At 61.7% G+C, this 17,907-nt stretch carries 14 protein-coding genes; 4 read left to right on the forward strand and 10 right to left on the reverse strand.

The features are described 5' to 3' along the window. Window positions 1-164 precede the first annotated feature (164 nt). Window positions 165-1,199, forward strand: coding sequence for a porin (locus ABWL39_RS14555; protein WP_367792594.1), 1,035 nt, complete (start codon window positions 165-167; stop codon window positions 1,197-1,199). 190 nt (window positions 1,200-1,389) lie between these two features. Continuing rightward, window positions 1,390-3,873: an esterase-like activity of phytase family protein gene (locus ABWL39_RS14560; protein WP_367792597.1), complete on the forward strand. Its 2,484-nt coding sequence runs from the start codon at window positions 1,390-1,392 to the stop codon at window positions 3,871-3,873. Window positions 3,874-3,938: 65 nt separating this feature from the next. On the opposite strand, the gene ABWL39_RS14565 is transcribed toward ABWL39_RS14560, so the two are convergent. After that, window positions 3,939-5,102 carry a dipeptidase gene (locus ABWL39_RS14565; RefSeq protein ID WP_367792600.1) on the reverse strand — a complete coding sequence of 388 codons (1,164 nt, stop codon included), beginning with the start codon at window positions 5,100-5,102 and terminating at the stop codon, window positions 3,939-3,941. Window positions 5,103-5,233: 131 nt separating this feature from the next. Here ABWL39_RS14565 and ABWL39_RS14570 point away from each other — a divergent pair, with 131 nt between their 5' ends. Then, window positions 5,234-5,500, forward strand: a complete 267-nt coding sequence (locus ABWL39_RS14570) for a hypothetical protein (protein ID WP_367792603.1) — start codon at window positions 5,234-5,236, stop codon at window positions 5,498-5,500. A gap of 415 nt (window positions 5,501-5,915) precedes the next feature. Here ABWL39_RS14570 and ABWL39_RS14575 read toward each other — a convergent pair whose 3' ends face one another. The 3 genes from ABWL39_RS14575 to ABWL39_RS14585 are packed head-to-tail and all read right to left on the reverse strand — an operon-like array spanning window position 5,916 to window position 8,574. Further along, a complete protein-coding gene (locus tag ABWL39_RS14575; protein WP_367792606.1) occupies window positions 5,916-6,746 on the reverse strand; it encodes an SDR family NAD(P)-dependent oxidoreductase in 831 nt (276 codons plus the stop codon). Continuing rightward, window positions 6,743-7,627, reverse strand: a complete 885-nt coding sequence (locus ABWL39_RS14580) for an SDR family NAD(P)-dependent oxidoreductase (RefSeq protein ID WP_367792609.1) — start codon at window positions 7,625-7,627, stop codon at window positions 6,743-6,745. The genes ABWL39_RS14575 and ABWL39_RS14580 overlap by 4 nt, the downstream gene beginning before the upstream one ends. An 8-nt stretch (window positions 7,628-7,635) precedes the next feature. After that, window positions 7,636-8,574 carry an alpha/beta hydrolase gene (locus ABWL39_RS14585; protein WP_367792926.1) on the reverse strand — a complete coding sequence of 313 codons (939 nt, stop codon included), beginning with the start codon at window positions 8,572-8,574 and terminating at the stop codon, window positions 7,636-7,638. Window positions 8,575-8,698: 124 nt separating this feature from the next. On the opposite strand from ABWL39_RS14585, the gene ABWL39_RS14590 reads away from it, so the two are divergent. Then, complete coding sequence (locus ABWL39_RS14590; protein ID WP_367792612.1) at window positions 8,699-9,709, forward strand: AraC family transcriptional regulator; 1,011 nt, start codon at window positions 8,699-8,701, stop codon at window positions 9,707-9,709. A gap of 509 nt (window positions 9,710-10,218) precedes the next feature. Here ABWL39_RS14590 and glmS read toward each other — a convergent pair. The 6 genes from glmS to atpA all read right to left on the reverse strand — a co-directional run bounded on the left by glmS (window position 10,219) and on the right by atpA (window position 17,904). Continuing rightward, the gene (gene glmS / locus ABWL39_RS14595; protein ID WP_367792615.1) at window positions 10,219-12,045 is read right to left on the reverse strand and encodes a glutamine--fructose-6-phosphate transaminase (isomerizing); all 1,827 of its coding nucleotides are present in this window, start codon (window positions 12,043-12,045) and stop codon (window positions 10,219-10,221) included. Window positions 12,046-12,101: 56 nt separating this feature from the next. Beyond that, entirely contained in the window at window positions 12,102-13,469 is a 1,368-nt protein-coding gene (gene glmU, locus ABWL39_RS14600; RefSeq protein WP_367792618.1) for a bifunctional UDP-N-acetylglucosamine diphosphorylase/glucosamine-1-phosphate N-acetyltransferase GlmU, read from the reverse strand. A gap of 102 nt (window positions 13,470-13,571) precedes the next feature. Next, window positions 13,572-14,000, reverse strand: coding sequence for a F0F1 ATP synthase subunit epsilon (locus ABWL39_RS14605; RefSeq protein ID WP_367792622.1), 429 nt, complete (start codon window positions 13,998-14,000; stop codon window positions 13,572-13,574). Window positions 14,001-14,025: 25 nt separating this feature from the next. Further along, window positions 14,026-15,423, reverse strand: coding sequence for a F0F1 ATP synthase subunit beta (gene atpD / locus ABWL39_RS14610; protein ID WP_367792625.1), 1,398 nt, complete (start codon window positions 15,421-15,423; stop codon window positions 14,026-14,028). A gap of 46 nt (window positions 15,424-15,469) precedes the next feature. Next, window positions 15,470-16,333 carry a F0F1 ATP synthase subunit gamma gene (gene atpG / locus ABWL39_RS14615; protein WP_367792627.1) on the reverse strand — a complete coding sequence of 288 codons (864 nt, stop codon included), beginning with the start codon at window positions 16,331-16,333 and terminating at the stop codon, window positions 15,470-15,472. A gap of 29 nt (window positions 16,334-16,362) precedes the next feature. Next, window positions 16,363-17,904, reverse strand: a complete 1,542-nt coding sequence (gene atpA / locus ABWL39_RS14620) for a F0F1 ATP synthase subunit alpha (RefSeq protein WP_367792630.1) — start codon at window positions 17,902-17,904, stop codon at window positions 16,363-16,365. Window positions 17,905-17,907 lie beyond the last annotated feature (3 nt).

Here is a 17,907-nt window from a genome sequence, read left to right on the forward strand (position 1 = left end):
GGCATTCCCGCTCGGGCGCGGTACCGACGGCCGATCTGCGCTGCATGTGTTGAAAGCGATCTGAAAGCTGGGGCCGCCTATGATGGCGCCGCCTCACCCCAAGGATGAGGTACGGCCCGTTGAGCAGGCCGTCCACAACACAATGGATGCAGGAGATCAGTCGTATGCAGAAACTCACCGCGGCCCTGTTGGCCGGTGCAGTCATCGCCCCCGTCGTGGCCCATGCCGATGCCGGCAATGTCACGATCTACGGCCGCATGAACGTCGGCGTCGAGTACACCGACAACGGCGACGTCAGCAAGACACGCGTCGCCAACGCGACCTCGCGTATCGGCTTCAAGGGCAATGAGGAGCTAGGCAACGGCCTCAAGGCGATCTGGCAGGTGGAAAGCCTGATCCGTCCCGACGAGGCCCAGCCGACGGATGGCTTCGCCACGCGCAACAGCTATGTCGGGCTCGCCAGTAGCCTGGGCTCGGTCAAGCTGGGCCGTATCGACAGCCCCTACAAGGACATCGGCGGCGTGCTCAATCCGTTCGGCGGCACCACCGCCGACTTTTACGGTGCGCCGGCGCCGTTTCACCGCATGGACGTGCGGGCCAAGAACTCGGTGCTGCTGCAAAGCACCACCGTCGACGGGCTGCAAGGCCAGGCCATGTGGGCGACCGCCGAAAACAAGGATGGCAAGGGCCTCAACAGCCAGCTCTGGGGCGCCGCACTGACCTATACGCAGGCGGCGGTCGAGGGCGGCATCGCCTACCAGAAGCATCAGGATGCCGACGTGGCCTTCAACGTCGCCGACGGCAACGAGGCGGAAGGCGTGTTTGCCTATGTGTCGGCCCAGTTCGGCCCGGCACGCCTCGGCGTCGGGGTGGACACCACGACAGAGAAGACCGCCACCACCAGCAAGCAACGCCAGACCGGCTGGGCCGTGGGCGGCACCTACCAGGTCAGCGATGCGGTGCAGCTGCGCGCGGCCTACGTCGTGCTCGGCGACAAGGGCAGCCAGGCCGACAGCGGTGCGCGGCAGTACGCGGCCGGCGTCTACTATGCGTTTTCCAAGCGTACCGGCCTGCTCGCCTACAGCACCGGCATCGACAACGACAGCGCGGCCAACTTCAACTTTGGCGTCAACAGCCTGGGCGCGACGGTCGGCAAAGACCCGAAAGCCCATGGCGTGCTGATCATGCATAGCTTCTAAGCCTCACCCGCTGGCACCACGCCAGCCCGGCCCGGCACTTCTACGGGGTGGTGCCGGGCCGGCTGCCTTTATGGCCGGGCAGCGCGAGCCCCGGCCTCAGCACTGACATGTTCGTGCAATCTCCACGTCAACGGCCCGTCACCGGGCCCGGCTAGCATGTTGCGGCTTTCTACAACAACGGAGATTGACCATGTCCATCAAGCGCAGGGTGCTACCGCACCTGACGCTCCTGGCCCTGAGCGCGACCCTGCTCACGGCCTGCAATAGCGATAGCAGTGACGATTCCTTCGATACCCCGATCCTGGCTGGCCGCGCCGTACTGCCCGCCGCCACCTTCGCCGACGGCCCGGTATCGGGCCAGTACCTGAGCGGCAACCTGAACGGCCAGAGCGCGCCTTTCGCCAAGCAGCCGGTGCAGGGCTTCTCCGCGGTGCTCAGGAACCCCGACGGCAGCTATCTGGTCATGCCCGACAACGGCTATGGCTCGATCGAGAACTCGGCCGACTTCAACCTGCGCGTCTACACCGTCGCCAGCAATCCCAAGACCCGCAACACGGGCGATGGCAGCGTCAAGGTCAACAGCTTCATCGAGCTGAAAGACCCGAACAAACAGATTCCCTTCACCATCGTCAACCAGTTCACCACTGACCGCGTGCTGACCGGTGCCGACTTCGACATCGAATCGATGCAGCGCGCGCCGGATGGCTCGCTGTGGTTCGGCGACGAGTTCGGCCCCTTCCTGATCCACACCGACGCCAAGGGCGTGCTGCTGGAAGCGCCGATCGCGCTGCCCGACTTCGAGAACACCGGCAAGGATATCCGCTCGCCGCAGAACCCGTACAACGAAGAAGCCTCGGCCATCCGCATCATGAACGCCGCCCGCGCCCATGCGCAGGCCCATGGCAACAAGCGTGCGCCGGTATTCTCGCCGTATTGGGTGGAGCTCAAGTACAACACCAACGGCGTGCAGTCGAGCCCGGACGAGCACTATGCGCGCGGCAAGAACACGCCAACCGATCTCAAGGCCGCCGCATCCGATACCTTCGACGTGGCCTCGCTCAAGAACGCCGGCTACCAGGTGGTGACCTGGACCGTCAACGACAAGCCGACCATGACGCGGCTGCTCAAGGCCGGCGTCAGCGGCATCATCTCCGACCGCCCGGACCTGCTGTATCAGGCTGTCGCGGAATACGACGCCAACGGCGACGGCAAGGCCGGCGATTACCTGACCGGCGACGGCCTGATCGACATCAGCAAGTTCGACGCCCAGGGCCATCGCGGCGGCCGCAATCTGCGCCCCGAGAACACCATGCCGGCGTATGAAGTCGCGCTCGACAACCTGATGACGACGATCGAGACCGATACCGGCATCACCCAGGATGGCGTGTCGATCGTCAAGCACGATCCCTACATCGAGTCGGGCAAGTGCCGCCGTGCTGACGGCCAGCCTTACGGCTTCGCCGACGAGACGCTGATCAAGAGCCTGACACGGGCACAGATCCAGTCGACCTTCATCTGCGACAAGCTATTCCGCGGCCCGGATCAGAAAAACGACCTGGCCCTGTCGCCCGTCGCCGCCGGCCTCGCGGCCAGGAAGGGCTATGTCAGCCCCTATGTGATGCCGACCGCGCAGGACATCTTCGACCTGGTGGCCGCCTACATCGACTACTACTCGAACGGTGCCGGCAAGACGCATCCCGACGCAGCCCGCCGTGTCGCCAATGCGAAGAAGGTGCGCTTCAACATCGAGACCAAGGTCAACCCGCGCTCGGACAAGGATGCACACGGCAACGTCTACAAGGACCGCACCGTGGGCTTCGAGCAGATGGCCGATACGCTGGCCGGGGTGATCGTCGCCAACCACATGGAAGACCGCGCGGACATCCAGAGCTTCGATTTCCGCACGCTGTTCCGCGTGCAGGAGAAGTTCCCGGCGATCCGCACCGTCTACCTGTTCGGTGACTTCCCGATCTACAACGGCCCCGATAGCGACGACGGCACCAATATGCAGGACGAGGCCGGCAAGAACACGCCATGGATGAACGGCATGTTCTGGCCCTATCGCTCGACCGTCACCAGCAATGCCTTCCGCGCCCAGACCAGTGGCGGCTTCGAGGGCATGGCGCTGTCGGCCGACGGCAGCAAGCTCTACCCGCTGCTCGAGAAGCCGCTCACCGGCCACGACGGCAAGACGCTGATGATCCACGAGTTCGACCTGACAACGAAGAAGTTCACCGGCAAGACCTTCAAGTACACGCTGGACGCCAAGGGCACGAATATCGGCGACTTCATCCTGTTCAACAGCGACGAAGGCATCGTGATCGAGCGCGACGGCAGCCAGGGCGACATGAACGGCTTCAAGAAGCTGTTCAAGATCAAGCTCGGCAAGGCGGGCGAAGCGGTGGAGAAGGGCGAGCTGGTGAACCTGATGGCGATCAAGGACCCTTACGGCATCAGCGGCAAGGCAACCAACGGTGACATCGGCCTGGGCGACACCTTTGCCATGCCGTTCAACACCATCGAGGATATCGTGATCCTCGACGAGCGCACGCTGATGGTGATCGACGACAACAACTACCCGTTCAGCGTCGGCCGCCACGTCGGCAGCAAGGCGCCGGACGACAACGAGTTCGTCACGATCAGGCTGCCGCAGGCGCTCAAGCTCGGCAAATAAGAAAAACCGATGGTAGGCATTTGACGGGGGCCCGGTGCCCCCGTTTTTTTGTTGGTCGAAGGCTGTCAGCCTGGCGGCAGCACCTGGGCCAGATAGCGCAGCACGTTTTCCCCCATGATGCTGGCGATCTCGTCCTCGTTGAAACCGGCGCCGAGCAGGCCGTCAGTCAGCTCGGCGAGCCGCGCGGCATCGAACGGCACGGCCACAGCACCGTCCCAGTCGGAGCCCAGGGCTACGTGGCAGGCGCCGATGCGATCCACCGCATGACGCAAGGCACGCACGATGGCAGCCACGTCATTGCCGCCGGTCGCCGTGTCCCAGAAGCCGATACCGACCAGGCCACCGTTGGCCGCTACCGCCTCGAGCTGCGCGTCGCTGAGATTGCGGGCATTGGCGCAGGTGCCTTTCACGCCGGTATGCGAGACGACCACGGGCTTGCGCGCGAGCCTGAGCACGTCGTCCAGCGTCGCACCCGATGCATGGGCCAGATCCACCACCATGCCGTGCGCCTCCATCCAGGCCAGCCACTGCCGCCCCTTGTCGGTCAGCCCGCCCTGCGCCATGCCGTGCGCCGAGCCGCCGATGTCGGTATCGAAGAAGTGGCTCGGCGACATCAACCGGAAGCCGGCGTCGTACAGCCGCTCAAGATTGGCCAGATCGCCATCGAGCGCGTGCGCCCCCTCGATCCCGAGCAAGGCGGCGATGATGCCGGGCTCGCGCTGCCGCCGCTGCAGATAGGCGCGCAGATCGGCTTGCGACTTGATCAGCAGCAGGCGCCCCTCGGCGCGCCGGGCCATGTCGTGCAGCCGCCACGACTGGTACAGGCAACGCTCGCACAGGCTGCCCCAGCAGCGCATCGGCCAACGCTGGGCCAGCGCCAGCGGCAGGATGTTGTCGGTGCAGTCGTCGTTGTGGTCGATGTTCTGGTGGCGGGGGGTTTTCGTCACCACCGTCAGCACCTGCAGCGCGACATTGCCCGCCAGCAGGCGTGGAATGTCGGCGTGGCCACGACCCGAGCGCGCCAGCAAGTCACGGCCCCACAGCAGGCTGTCGGTGTGCAGATCAGCAATCCGCAGCCTTCCATGCAATGCCAGCGCGGCGGAGCTAACGGCGGCTGGCGGCTGCACCACCGGGTTCAGCGCCCGCTCCACCCACCCCGGCGCCACCCGGTAGAACAACAGCACGCCCGCCAGCACCACCGACACACCCAGCCACACCCACGCGTCCATCGATCACTCCGCCAGCCACCCTGGCTTCATGCTAGGCAAGCATTGGCCATGCCGCCGTGACAGTTTCGTGACACGCCGCACGCCTCCCATCACGCGTACAATGCGGCATTTGCATCGACAAGGAGCCCAGCGTGAAAAGAACCGACCTGGCAAAAAACCTCGGACTCAAGATCAACGGCCAGTTGCGCCAGACGGCAACGCCGGGCCGCTTCGGCAAGGACTCGGTCGTCGCCGACCGGCGCGAACAAAGAAAGCTCGACCAGGCTGCCGGCCTGCTGCCGTTCGCGGTCAAGCTCGACAAGGAGTTGATTGCCGAATTGCAGGCACAGGCAGCCCAGCACGAACAGGGCATGAACGAGCTGGTCGCGGAGCTGCTGCGCAAAGGGCTGGCAGGCTAAGGTCCGAATCAAGTCAAAAGAAAGGTGGCGCTAGCCACCTTTTTGTCATTCCACGCGATTGAAGTCGCAAACAGGCAGAAATGCATCTTGCAGGCAGGGGAACCTGCCCAGATCCCATTCAACCCGCCCAGCTTGAATTACCCAACGGGGCCATGAAACACAGCCACCCGGTTCTTTTTTGAAACGGGAAGCGTTCTGGGCACAGCACCGCAAGCGTTGACCAAGCTAACTGAGCGCTACGTTACAGCCCCGCTCGTGCGGCCTTACAAGTTCGGGGCCAATATCATGCCAAAGCACATCCGTTTGGCCCCGTATTATTGCCTCGCTTCACACGTAATCAGCGACACCGTTGTAGCCATTCGTGCCGTATATCGTCGAGTTCGTTTCCTGAGAAGAAGCCTGCTCGCTCATCGTTTCAGCCCTCGTTGTGCTGTTTCATTGCCTGAGCGATCCGCCCGTCATTGAAACCAATGCGCTCGATCAGCTTGCGTGCAAAGCCAGGGGCATGCGCCACCACGTTGTTACGCTTGGGCACGGTGACGGTCTCGCGGCGATATTCGATGCAGTCCACCAACGCATTCACCACCTCTTCCAGCGCAACAAACTGCCAGATACCTTGGTGCTTGTTCCACACCAGGGTCGAGCAGGGACCGTCGACAATGGCGTCCATCATGGGTGTCTTGAAGAAAGTGGGATGGAAGGTACCAACCCCCACGCCCTCGTGTTTCAGCTCCAGGCGTGCACTGTTGCACATCGCCCAGACGCCCGCCTTGCTGGCTGTGTAATGCACGTTCAGCGGCGAGTGGATGAAGGCGGCCATGGATGAGATGGCCAGCAGGTAGCCACGCCGAGCCTTCACATGTGGCAAGGCAGCACGGAAGGTGCGCCAGACACCATTGAGGTTGATGTCGATGACGCGGTCGAACTCGCGCGGGTCCATGGTTTCCAGCGAACCAGCGATACCGATGCCGGCGCCCGCGATCACCACATCAATACCGCCGAAGTGTGCGGCGGCCGCTGCCATGGCTGCGCTCAGGCTATCCATCGAGCGCACGTTGGCGACCCAGCCGGCGGCGACCTCGGGGCTACCGAGCTCCCTAGCCTGTGCCTGCAAGGCTTCAAGGTTGAGGTCGAACAGAGCGAGCTTCGCGCCCCTGTTGCGCAGGGCCTTCGCTGCAGCGAGGCCCAGGCCGCCGGTTGCGCCGGTGATCGCGATCACGCGGCCGTTCAGGTCATACCGTGTCATCGTGGTTTCCTGCTGTCGTGTTGCTTCTGAGTGTGCCTGGATTCCGCTTCGAGCTGCTGGATCAGACCCTGCAATTTCTCGTGACGAACCACCATGGCATCGGTGATCAGGTTGAATATCCCGCGGGACAGCGAGAACGGCACCCAACGCAGCGGTGCAAAGATGCGTGGCCGACGCCGCTGTACACCCTTGGCGATGGCGCGCGCCATGTGTTCGGGCGAAATGGGCTGACGTAACCACGCCGGCACTCCAACTTCATTCATCCGTGTGACGATGGCGTTGCCGCCGAAGGCGACTTTCGCGATCGGCGTGGCTGTCCAGCCGGGGTAGACGACGCTGGCTGTCGCGCCAGTGTAGGCAATCTCGGCACGCAGGCAGCGCGCCAGCATTTCCACCCCGGCCTTGGACGCGGCATACGGCGCATTCGCCATGCCATTGAAGAAGGAGTAGATGGAAGAGGTGACGAGGATCTGCCCCTTGTTGCGAACGACCTCTGGCAGCGCCGCGCGGACGGTGCGCCAGACGCCTAGCAGATCGACTTCGATGATCTTCTCGAACTCCGCTTCATCGCAGCTGGCAACCGTTGAAGCGCCGTCGCGCCACGAGATGCCTGCGTTGGCATGCACCACGTCGAGGCGGCCAAAGCGCTCGACTGCGTTCTGGACGACAGCCTTTGTCGCTATGGCGTCGGTGACGTCGAGCGTCATGGGCAGGACGCGCGATGGGTCGAATTCGGCGGCGAGCTTGTCGACAGCAGCCTGCTGCATGTCAGTCAGCACCAGGTTAGCACCAAGTGCGTAGAGCTCACGGGCTGTCGCGGCACCGATGCCGCCGGCCGCGCCGGTGATCAGAACAACTTTACCGTTGAGATCGTATTGCATGGGCTTGCTCACAGCTTTCCAGTGGTAGTGGCTTGTTGATTGGTCGGGACGGTGCGCTTGAGAAACTCGAGCTGATCCCTGACGACGCGCTCGAATGCCTCACCGACATAGATCTCGAAGTGGCCATCGGCGTAGTGCTTGATCTCGTGGCGCGGCGCACGGCTGGCGTGGCGCAGCGCGGCCTTGGCCGGCGCAACCGTGTCGTTGTCGCAGACGCAGAAGAGAATGGGGGCCTGAATCTTTGCCGCCTTGCGCCCGGGGTAGTAGCGAATGATGTCCAGGGCGAAGCGGGCAGCCACATAGTTAGGCACTTCATGGTCGTGAGGCAGCAGGGCAAGGGTCCCAGAGTAAGCGTCTGGCGAGTTCATCAGCGCCGTTTCTCCCGGCCGTGCGTACAGGGGCACCGTGACGGGTTTGGCGCCGAACAGTGCGCCCAGGCGGTCGCGTACGGCCAGCGTAGTGACCTTCAAGGAGGTGACGGGGCTCATCGCCAGGCTGGACGAGAGACCATCGGTGAATGGGCACTGCGAGATGACCGCCGCAATCTGCTTGTCGGCGGCTGCCGTGGCGAGCACATGTCCGCCGCTGAAGGAGGTGCCCCAGAGGACAATGCGCGTCGGATCAATGCTGGGCAGGCTGCGAACATGGGTGACGGCGGCCTGCCAGTCCTCAAGCTGGCGGCCGATGTCCAGCAACTGGCGCGGATAACCGTCGCTGTCGCCGAAGTGACGGTAGTCGAACACCAGGCAGGCGTATCCGGTCTTGGAGAATCGCTCGGCAAAGGCCTGCAGGCGCATCTTGCGGGTGCCGCCCAGGCCGTGAGCCATCACGATCACAGGGAACGGGCCGGCACCCAGTGGACGAAAGAAATCGGCTTTGCAGCGCAGGCCGCCAGAGTTGAAGCTGACCGTGCTCGGCGCCAGGAGATCAGCGGCTGTCTTGGGCATGTCGGTATCCGTCATATCGAAAAGGGGGATGGCGTCCATTCTCGATTCGATAGCCCTTGCGTTCTTGACACTCCCCGCCGGCTCGCTTGACAATTTACGCCACACTTTCCGACGGAGACGGGAGATGGGCAAGCCCTTGCATCGGCGCGTTGTGCCCGCGACTTACGTGCAACTACTCTACGACTACCTGGAGGTGCGCGGGCATTTGCCCGAGGCGGTGCTGGAGGAGCCGTGGCCAAGGCTGGATCCGGATGGTATCGGCAGCGTCGACGTCGAACGCTGGGACCGGATGCTGCAGCGCGCGTCAACCCATCTGGCGGACCCGCTGCTGGGGCTCCACGTCGGGCAGACGATCACTTCCCCGCATCTCGGTATCCTGGGGGCGGTGCTACTGGCTTGCGACAACCTGGGGGCTGCCCTGCAGCGCCTGGAGCGATATCAGCGGCTGATCTTCGACGTGGTGCCCATGAACCTGCGGCTTGGGCCGGATTGGTTCGAGCTGATCTGGGATAGCAGCCAATACCTGACCGGCCGCCTGGTCGAGGAGACGGGGTACTCTGTATTGATCCAGTTCGCCCGAAACATCGTCCGGGAGCCTGTAACGCCACTCCTGGTGCGCTTCGCCCACCCGGCTCCCGACGACGTGCACCCCTACGAGGCGTTTTTCGGTTGCCCGGTATTGTTCAATCAGCCTGAGCCAGGTGTGCGCTGCGCCCTGGATCTGCTGACCATGCCGCTGCGGAGCCCCGATCGAGCGCTCATCGCGCTACTGGAGCAGCATGCCGACGCGCTTCTGGCGCGTTTACCTCAACAGGCTGAAATCGTCGAACAGTTGCGCAAAACCATCTCGGATGCGTTGCGAGAAGGCGAGCCCGACCTCAAAAAAATCAGCGCAAAGCTGTCCTGCTCATCCCGGACCTTGCAGCGCCGCTTGCTGGAGGCCGGCTCCAGCTTTCGAGGGGAACTGAATCTGGTACGCCACGAGCTTGCCGCCTCCTACCTGCGTGATCCGCGCCTGCAGATCGTGGATATCGCCCTGCTGCTCGGATATTCGGAGCACAGCGCTTTCACCCGGGCATTCCGCGAGTGGACGGGGGAAACGCCGCAGGAGGCGCGGCAACGCTTGCAACCGTGACGCGTCGAGTTGTCGGGGCTCTGCCTGGCTGGTGGCCTGGGCGACCACGGTAGGAGTTTTGAGCTCGCTGTGGGCCGACATTCTCCAATGAGCAGGAGAGCCGTTGAGAACGAGCACGAACCACTGGCGGGTTCCGTCTGGAGTGCGGACGAATGTTTGCCAGCAAAGTCGTAAACGAGCAACTATGGGCCCTGCAGTACGAATCGGGGCCCCATCAGCAGGTTTTATGCCCTCTGCAAAGGCTTGCTGCATATTCAACCACAAGTTCATCGGGCCAATTAAGCCGCGCTGTGCTTTGTTTACGACTTAAATAGTCAGAAACACCGGCCAAATCCAGTCCAATTCATTGCTTCTTATTGCAACAATGCAGCCGCTCAAGCAGAAAAGAAGATGAAAAAGAGCCCATTCACTCAGGAATGGGCTCTCAATCAGACTAATTTCATACTTACGACTTGATTGATCTGTTTACGACCTCAATGCGCGGAACAATGGTTGGGATGAGTGCCAACTCACTCCACCGTCACCGATTTTGCCAGGTTCCGTGGTTTATCCACATCGGTGCCGCGCTGCAATGCGGCATGGTAAGCCAGCAACTGTACCGGGATCGAATGTACGATCGGGCTCAGTACCCCGGCGTGCCGCGGAGTGCGAATGACGTGTACCCCTTCGGATTCGGCGAAGTGGCTGTCCAGATCAGCAAAGACAAACAACTCGCCGCCACGCGCGCGGACTTCCTGCATGTTCGACTTCACCTTTTCGAGCAAGGCGTCGTTCGGCGCGATCACCACGACTGGCATATTGTCGTCGACCAGCGCGAGCGGGCCATGCTTGAGCTCGCCCGCCGGGTAGGCCTCGGCATGGATGTAGGAGATTTCCTTGAGCTTAAGTGCGCCTTCGAGCGCGATCGGATAATGCGGGCCGCGGCCGAGGAACAGCGCGTGCTCCTTGGGGCTGAAGCGTTCTGACCAGCCAGCGATCTGCGGTTCGAGGTTGAGCGCATGCTGCACGCTGCCCGGCAAGCGGCGCAAGTCGTCAAGGTAAGCAACTTCACGCTCGGCATCGAGGTGGCCACGCAGCTTGGCGAGCGTGCCAGTCAAGGCAAACAGTGCGACCAGCTGGGTGGTAAAGGCCTTGGTCGATGCCACCCCGATCTCGGCGCCCGCCCGTGTATAGAACACCAGCTCGGAGGCACGCGGTATGGCGCTTTCGCGTACATTGCAGATCGACAGCGTCTTGTCGTGGCCAAGCGACTTGGCGTATTTGAGCGCCTCCATCGTGTCGAGCGTCTCGCCCGACTGCGAGATGGTGACGACGAGCCAGTTTGGATTGGCGACAGCATCGCGGTAACGGTATTCGCTGGCGATCTCGACCTGGCAAGGAATGCGGGCGATCGACTCGATCCAGTAACGCGCAACCGACCCCGCATAGTAGCTGGTGCCGCAGGCGAGGATCAGTACACCCTCGACTTTAGACAGGATGGACTCTGCCTGGTCGCCGAACAACTTCGACGAGAAACCCAGCTCCAGCACCGGCTCGATGGTGTCGGACAGCGCCTTGGGTTGCTCGTGGATTTCCTTCTGCATGAAGTGGCTATAGGGGCCGAGTTCGAGCGAAGCGAGCGACACGTCGCTGACATGGACCTTGCGCTCGGCGGGCTGGCCAGACTTGTCCAGGATCGTCACCTGATCACGACGCAGCGCGGCGACATCACCCTCTTCCAGGAAAATCACACGCCGCGTCGCCGAAATGATGGCGGAGACATCGGAGGCGATGAAATTTTCACCCTCACCCAAGCCGATCAGCAAGGGGCAGCCCATGCGCGCGCACGCCATCACATCGGGCTGATCCTTCGCCAGCACGGCGATCGCGTAGGCACCGACCAGTTCCTTGGCAGCAGCGCGCACGGCTGCGAACAGATCGCGGCTCTGCAGATAGTGGTAATGCACCAGGTGAGCGATGACCTCGGTATCGGTCTGCGATTCGAACACATAGCCGAGTGCCTTCAGCGACGCGCGCTTTTCGTCGTGGTTCTCGATGATACCGTTGTGCACCACCGCGATCAGTTCGCCGGATACATGCGGGTGAGCGTTCGGCTCAGTCACGCCGCCATGAGTGGCCCAGCGCGTGTGGCCGATGCCAAGCTGGCCATGCAGGCCGACTGCGGCGGCGGCATTCTCCATCTCGGCCACCCGGCCCACCCGGCGTACCCGCTTGATGTCGCCATCCAGCACGGCGACGCCGGCCGAGTCATAACCGCGGTACTCCAGGCGCTTGAGGCCCTCCACCAGTACCGGCACTACATTGCGTTGGGCAATAGCCCCGACGATGCCACACATCTTGTCATTCTCCAGATTCGGGCCGACCCGGCCCATGGCCATCAAATGGCGAGTCGCTAGTCTTTCTTTTCCGGGCGCTTCCACGCCGGGATCGTCGTCTGCCGGGCGCGCGCCACGGTCAGCTGAGCTTCCGGTACATGGCGGGTGATGGTCGAGCCTGCACCAACCGTTGCCCCGCGGGCAACCGTCACCGGCGCTACCAGCATGGTGCCAGAGCCGATGAAGGCACCATCCTCGACTACCGTCAGGTGCTTGTTCACACCATCATAATTGCAGGTGATAGTGCCAGCACCGACGTTGACGCCAGCGCCGATCGACGCATCGCCGACATAACTCAGGTGATTGACCTTGGATCCCTGGCCAATCCGGGTTTTCTTGATCTCGACGAAATTACCGATGTGCACCTCACCCGCCAGTTCCGCCCCCGGCCTCAGGCGCGCATAGGGCCCGATCTTACCGCCCACACCGACAATGGCACCATCAATATGCGAGAAGGCGGCGATTTCCGTACCGGCGGCAATCTCGGCGTCACGCAGCACGCAATTGGGGCCGATCTTCACGCCGTCACCAAGCACCACCCGGCCCTCAACGACGCAGCTGATATCGATCACCACGTCACGCCCGCAACTGAGGCTGCCTCTCACATCCAGCCGGGCCGGGTCAAGTAGGGTCACGCCTTGTTCGAGCAGCTTGCGCGCCTGTTCCAGCTGATAGATGCGCTCCAGCTCGGCCTGCTGCACCCGGCTGTTGACGCCGAAGGTTTCCCAGCTCTGCCGCGGATTGGCGGTTGCGATCTCGACACCATCCGTGACGGCCATGCCGACCACATCGGTCAGATAGTACTCGCCTTGCGCATTCTGGTTGGACAGACTGCCCAGCCATTGGCGCACGTGCTGGTTCGGCAGCAACATGATGCCCGTATTGATCTCGCGGATGTGGCGCTCGGCTTCGGTCGCGTCCTTTTCCTCAACGATGCGGATTACGCGACCCTCGCCATCCCTGACGATACGCCCATAGCCCGCGGCGTCGTCAATGATGTCGGTCAGCAGCACGAGCTTACCACCCTGTCCCGCCTCCACCATCGCCTGCAGCGTATCCAGGCCAATCAGCGGCACGTCGCCGTACAGCACCAGGGTTGCACCATTGTCGGGTAGAAACGGCAGGGCCATCTGTACGGCATGGCCCGTTCCCAGTTGCTGCTCCTGCAGCGCCCATTCACATGCCACGTCACTGAGCGACTGCCGTACCAGCTCGCCACCATGGCCGTACACGATGACCAGTTGAGACGGGCTGAACGAGCAGGCGGTATCAACGACATGGCGCAGCATGGGTCGCCCGGCGATCGGATGCAGCACCTTGGGTAGATCGGAGTACATACGCTTGCCTTTGCCGGCAGCGAGAATCACACAGGATAGATTGTTCATCGTATTCATCATCGCATTCTGAAGTGCTGATGCGGGAAAAGACAAAAGGCAGCGTAAAGCTGCCTTTTATCACAAACTGCGATCGCTCGCTGCACTCAAGGCTCAGTGGCCCCGCTTGCGCAACTTCTGGATCACCGCGAGTTGCGCCACGGCTTCGGCCAGCTCGGCCTGAGCCTTTGCCAGATCGAGGTCCGCTGCACGCTTCTCGATCACTTCTTCCGCACGCTTCTTGGCTTCCAGCGCCTTGGCTTCGTCCAGGTCGGCACCGCGAATCGCGGTATCGGCCAGGATGGTCACCACATGAGGCTGGACTTCGATCATGCCGCCGGAAACGAAGACGAAAACGTCTTCGCCACCGCCGTTGGCCGGTACGATGCGTACCGGGCCAGGCTTGATCATCGCCAGGAGCGGCGCGTGACGCGGGTAGACGCCGATTTCGCCGCCGTCTGCCGGTGCGACCAGAAATTCAGCCACACCGGAGTAGATCGACTCTTCGCCGCTTACTACGTCTACATGCATGGTCATTGCCATAATCCCTCCCAGTTATCGAAGGTGCTTATTGCAGCGACTTGGCTTTTTCGATTGCTTCGTCAATGGTGCCGACCATGTAGAACGCCTGTTCCGGCAGGTGGTCGTAGTCGCCGTTGATGATGCCCTTGAAGCCCTTGATGGTTTCCTTGAGCGGAACGTACTTGCCGGGCGAGCCGGTAAATACTTCTGCAACGTGGAAAGGCTGCGACAGGAAACGCTGGATCTTACGAGCACGCGCAACGGCTTGCTTGTCTTCCGGCGACAATTCGTCCATACCCAGAATCGCGATGATGTCGCGCAGTTCCTTGTAGCGTTGCAGCGTTTGCTGAACACCGCGGGCAACCGAGTAGTGCTCGTCGCCAACGACTTGCGGATCGAGCTGGCGCGAGGTCGAGTCGAGCGGGTCAACTGCCGGGTAGATACCCAGCGCAGCGATGTCACGCGACAGAACCACGGTTGCATCCAAGTGGGCAAACGTCGTAGCAGGCGACGGGTCGGTCAAGTCATCCGCAGGTACGTATACGGCCTGGATCGAAGTAATCGAACCGGTCTTGGTCGAGGTAATACGCTCCTGCAGACGGCCCATTTCTTCGGCCAGCGTCGGCTGGTAACCTACCGCGGACGGCATACGGCCCAGCAGCGCGGATACTTCGGTACCGGCCAGCGTGTAGCGGTAGATGTTGTCGACAAAGAACAGAATGTCGCGGCCCTTGCCGGAAGCATCCTTCTCGTCACGGAAGTACTCGGCCATGGTCAGACCGGTCAGCGCAACGCGCAGACGGTTGCCCGGCGGCTCGTTCATCTGGCCGTAAACCATCGCGACCTTGTCCAGAACGTTCGAGTCCTTCATTTCGTGGTAGAAGTCGTTACCTTCACGGGTACGCTCACCTACACCGGCGAATACGGACAGACCACTGTGCGCCTTCGCGATGTTGTTGATGAGTTCCATCATGTTAACGGTCTTGCCCACACCGGCACCACCGAACAGGCCGACCTTACCGCCCTTGGCGAACGGGCACAGCAAGTCGATAACCTTGATGCCGGTTTCCAGCAGCTCGGTCGCCGACGACAGTTCGTCGAATGCCGGTGCCTTGCGGTGGATCGCCCACTTGTTTTCACTGTCGACCGGGCCGGCTTCATCAACCGGGTTACCCAGTACGTCCATGATACGGCCCAGCGTAGCCTTGCCAACCGGTACCGAGATCGGTGCGCCGGTGTTGTTGACGGCTGTACCGCGGCGAACGCCGTCGGTCGAGCCCATTGCAATGGTACGGACCACGCCGTCGCCGAGCTGTTGCTGTACTTCCAGCGTCAGATCGCCGTCGGCCAACTTCAGCGCGTCATAAACCTTCGGCATCGTGTCGCGGGGGAATTCCACGTCGACGACCGCGCCGATGATCTGAACGATTTTACCTTGGCTCATCGTTGCTTCCTAAATACGTTAATGTCGGATACCTGACAGACGATCATTAAACCGCTGCAGCGCCGGACACGATTTCCGAAAGTTCTTTCGTAATCGCAGCCTGGCGGGTCTTGTTGTAGACCAGCTTCAGTTCATCGATGATGTTGCCTGCGTTGTCGGACGCGGCCTTCATGGCCACCATCCGCGCGCTCTGCTCGGATGCCATGTTTTCGGCGACAGCGCCGTAAACCAGGGCATCGATATAGCGCAGCAACAACTGTTCGACGACGGTTTTGGGATCGGGCTCGTACAGGTAATCCCAAGCGTGATCGCGGTCGCCCAGCTTCTCGCCCTTGATGGGGAGAACCTGCTCTGCAGTCGGCTCCTGCTTCATCGTATTGATGAAGTGGTTGAACACGACATGCAATTCGTCGATCTTGCCTTCGAGGAAGGCGTCAACCTGAACCTTGACGGGGCCGATCAGCGTTTCCATGTGAGGCTTGTCGCCGAGACCGGCCACATGCGACACGACGTTGGCGCCGATACGCTGCATGAAACCGAAGCCCTTGCCACCGATCGTGGTGACATCGACTTCAACTCCTGCAGCCTGCCATTCCTTGAGCTTGGCCACGGCAACGCGCATCGCGTTGGTGTTCAAGCCGCCGCACAGGCCCTTGTCAGAGGTCACGACAATCAGACCGACACGCTTGACCGTGTCGCGAGCGACGAAGAACGGATGCTGATAATCCTGAAATGCCTGGCTCAGGTGGGCCGCTACGCGGCGCACCTTTTCGCCGTAAGGCCGGACCGCTTTCATGCGGTCCTGCGCCTTGCGCATCTTGGATGCAGCAACCATCTCCATGGCACGCGTGATCTTTTGCGTGTTCTGCACGCTCTTGATCTTATTGCGAATCTCTTTTCCGCTTGCCATGATCAGAACCTATCCAAAGAAGTTGGTGATTAGTAAGCCGAACTTGCTTTGAACGATTCGATCGCGGCGCAAACCTTCTTCTCGTCATCGGAAGACAGTTCGCCGGAAGCGTCGACTCGCTGCAGGATGTCAGCCAGGTTAGCCTTGGCGTACGAGCGGAATGCCGCTTCGAATGCCAGCGCCTTTTCAACCGGGATGTCGTCGTAGTAGCCCTTGTTGACCGCGAGCAGCGTCAGGGTCATTTCCGACACCTTCATCGGCTGGTACTGGCCTTGCTTCATCAGCTCGGTCACGCGACGGCCACGCTCAAGCTGCTTGCGGGTCACTTCGTCGAGATCGGACGCGAATTGGGCAAATGCCGCGAGTTCGCGGTACTGCGCCAAGTCGGTACGGATACCACCGGACAGCTTCTTGATCGCCTTGGTCTGAGCTGCACCACCCACGCGGGATACCGAGATACCTGCGTTGATCGCAGGACGGATGCCGGAGTTGAACAGGTCAGTTTCCAGGAAGATCTGGCCGTCGGTAATCGAGATCACGTTGGTCGGAACGAAGGCCGAAACGTCACCCGCCTGGGTTTCAATGATAGGCAGGGCGGTCAGCGAACCGGTCTTGCCCTTCACTTCACCGTTGGTGAACTTCTCGACATATTCTTCGTTGACGCGAGCAGCGCGCTCAAGCAGACGCGAGTGCAGATAGAACACGTCGCCCGGGTAAGCTTCACGGCCCGGCGGACGGCGCAGCAGCAGCGAAATCTGGCGATAGGCCACGGCTTGCTTGGACAGATCGTCATAAACGATCAGTGCATCTTCGCCTCGGTCGCGGAAGTATTCGCCCATGGTGCAGCCGGCGTAAGCCGAGATGAACTGCATGGCGGCCGACTCGGACGAGGACGAAGCCACGACGATCGTGTGATCCATCGCACCGTGCTCTTCCAGCTTGCGTACCACGTTGGCGATCGAAGAAGCCTTCTGGCCGATCGCAACATAGATACACGTAACGCCAGTTCCCTTCTGGTTGATGATCGCATCGAGTGCGACGGCGGTCTTACCAGTCTGGCGGTCGCCAATGATCAGCTCACGCTGGCCACGACCGACCGGAACCATCGCGTCAATCGCCTTGGTGCCGGTTTGCAGCGGCTGACCAACAGACTGACGTGCGATCACGCCGGGGGCGATTTTTTCGATCGGGTTGGTCAGCTTGGCATTGATCGGGCCCTTGCCATCGATCGGCTGACCCAACGAATTCACCACGCGGCCCTTCAGTTCCGGACCAACCGGCACTTCCAGAATACGACCGGTACACTTGACCTCGTCACCTTCGGAAATGCGCTCGTAGTCACCGAGAATTACGGCGCCCACCGAGTCGCGTTCGAGGTTCAGCGCGAGGCCGAACGTGTTGTTCGGGAATTCCAACATTTCGCCCTGCATCACTTCGGACAAGCCGTGGACGCGGACGATACCGTCGGTGACCGAGACCACGGTGCCTTTGGTGCGGGTTTCCGCGCCGTCGGCCAGGCCTGCGATCTTGCTCTTGATCAGATCACTGATCTCAGAGGGGTTTAACTGCATGAT

It is taken from the genome of Chitinivorax sp. PXF-14 (assembly GCF_040812015.1).
In the GTDB taxonomy this organism is placed as follows: Bacteria; Pseudomonadota; Gammaproteobacteria; order Burkholderiales; family SCOH01; genus JBFNXJ01.

Excerpts from the sequence above, each read along its gene's own strand:
- atpD (WP_367792625.1), bottom strand. The coding sequence starts at position 15,423 with ATGAGCCAAGGTAAAATCGTTCAGATCATCGGCGCGGTCGTCGACGTG.
- glmU (WP_367792618.1), bottom strand. The coding sequence starts at position 13,469 with ATGAACAATCTATCCTGTGTGATTCTCGCTGCCGGCAAAGGCAAGCGT.
- glmS (WP_367792615.1), bottom strand. The coding sequence starts at position 12,045 with ATGTGTGGCATCGTCGGGGCTATTGCCCAACGCAATGTAGTGCCGGTA.
- atpA (WP_367792630.1), bottom strand. The coding sequence starts at position 17,904 with ATGCAGTTAAACCCCTCTGAGATCAGTGATCTGATCAAGAGCAAGATC.
- atpG (WP_367792627.1), bottom strand. The coding sequence starts at position 16,333 with ATGGCAAGCGGAAAAGAGATTCGCAATAAGATCAAGAGCGTGCAGAAC.
- ABWL39_RS14560 (WP_367792597.1), top strand. The coding sequence starts at position 1,390 with ATGTCCATCAAGCGCAGGGTGCTACCGCACCTGACGCTCCTGGCCCTG.
- ABWL39_RS14590 (WP_367792612.1), top strand. The coding sequence starts at position 8,699 with ATGGGCAAGCCCTTGCATCGGCGCGTTGTGCCCGCGACTTACGTGCAA.
- ABWL39_RS14605 (WP_367792622.1), bottom strand. The coding sequence starts at position 14,000 with ATGGCAATGACCATGCATGTAGACGTAGTAAGCGGCGAAGAGTCGATC.
- ABWL39_RS14555 (WP_367792594.1), top strand. The coding sequence starts at position 165 with ATGCAGAAACTCACCGCGGCCCTGTTGGCCGGTGCAGTCATCGCCCCC.
- ABWL39_RS14565 (WP_367792600.1), bottom strand. The coding sequence starts at position 5,102 with ATGGACGCGTGGGTGTGGCTGGGTGTGTCGGTGGTGCTGGCGGGCGTG.
- ABWL39_RS14580 (WP_367792609.1), bottom strand. The coding sequence starts at position 7,627 with ATGCAATACGATCTCAACGGTAAAGTTGTTCTGATCACCGGCGCGGCC.
- ABWL39_RS14585 (WP_367792926.1), bottom strand. The coding sequence starts at position 8,574 with ATGCCCAAGACAGCCGCTGATCTCCTGGCGCCGAGCACGGTCAGCTTC.
- ABWL39_RS14575 (WP_367792606.1), bottom strand. The coding sequence starts at position 6,746 with ATGACACGGTATGACCTGAACGGCCGCGTGATCGCGATCACCGGCGCA.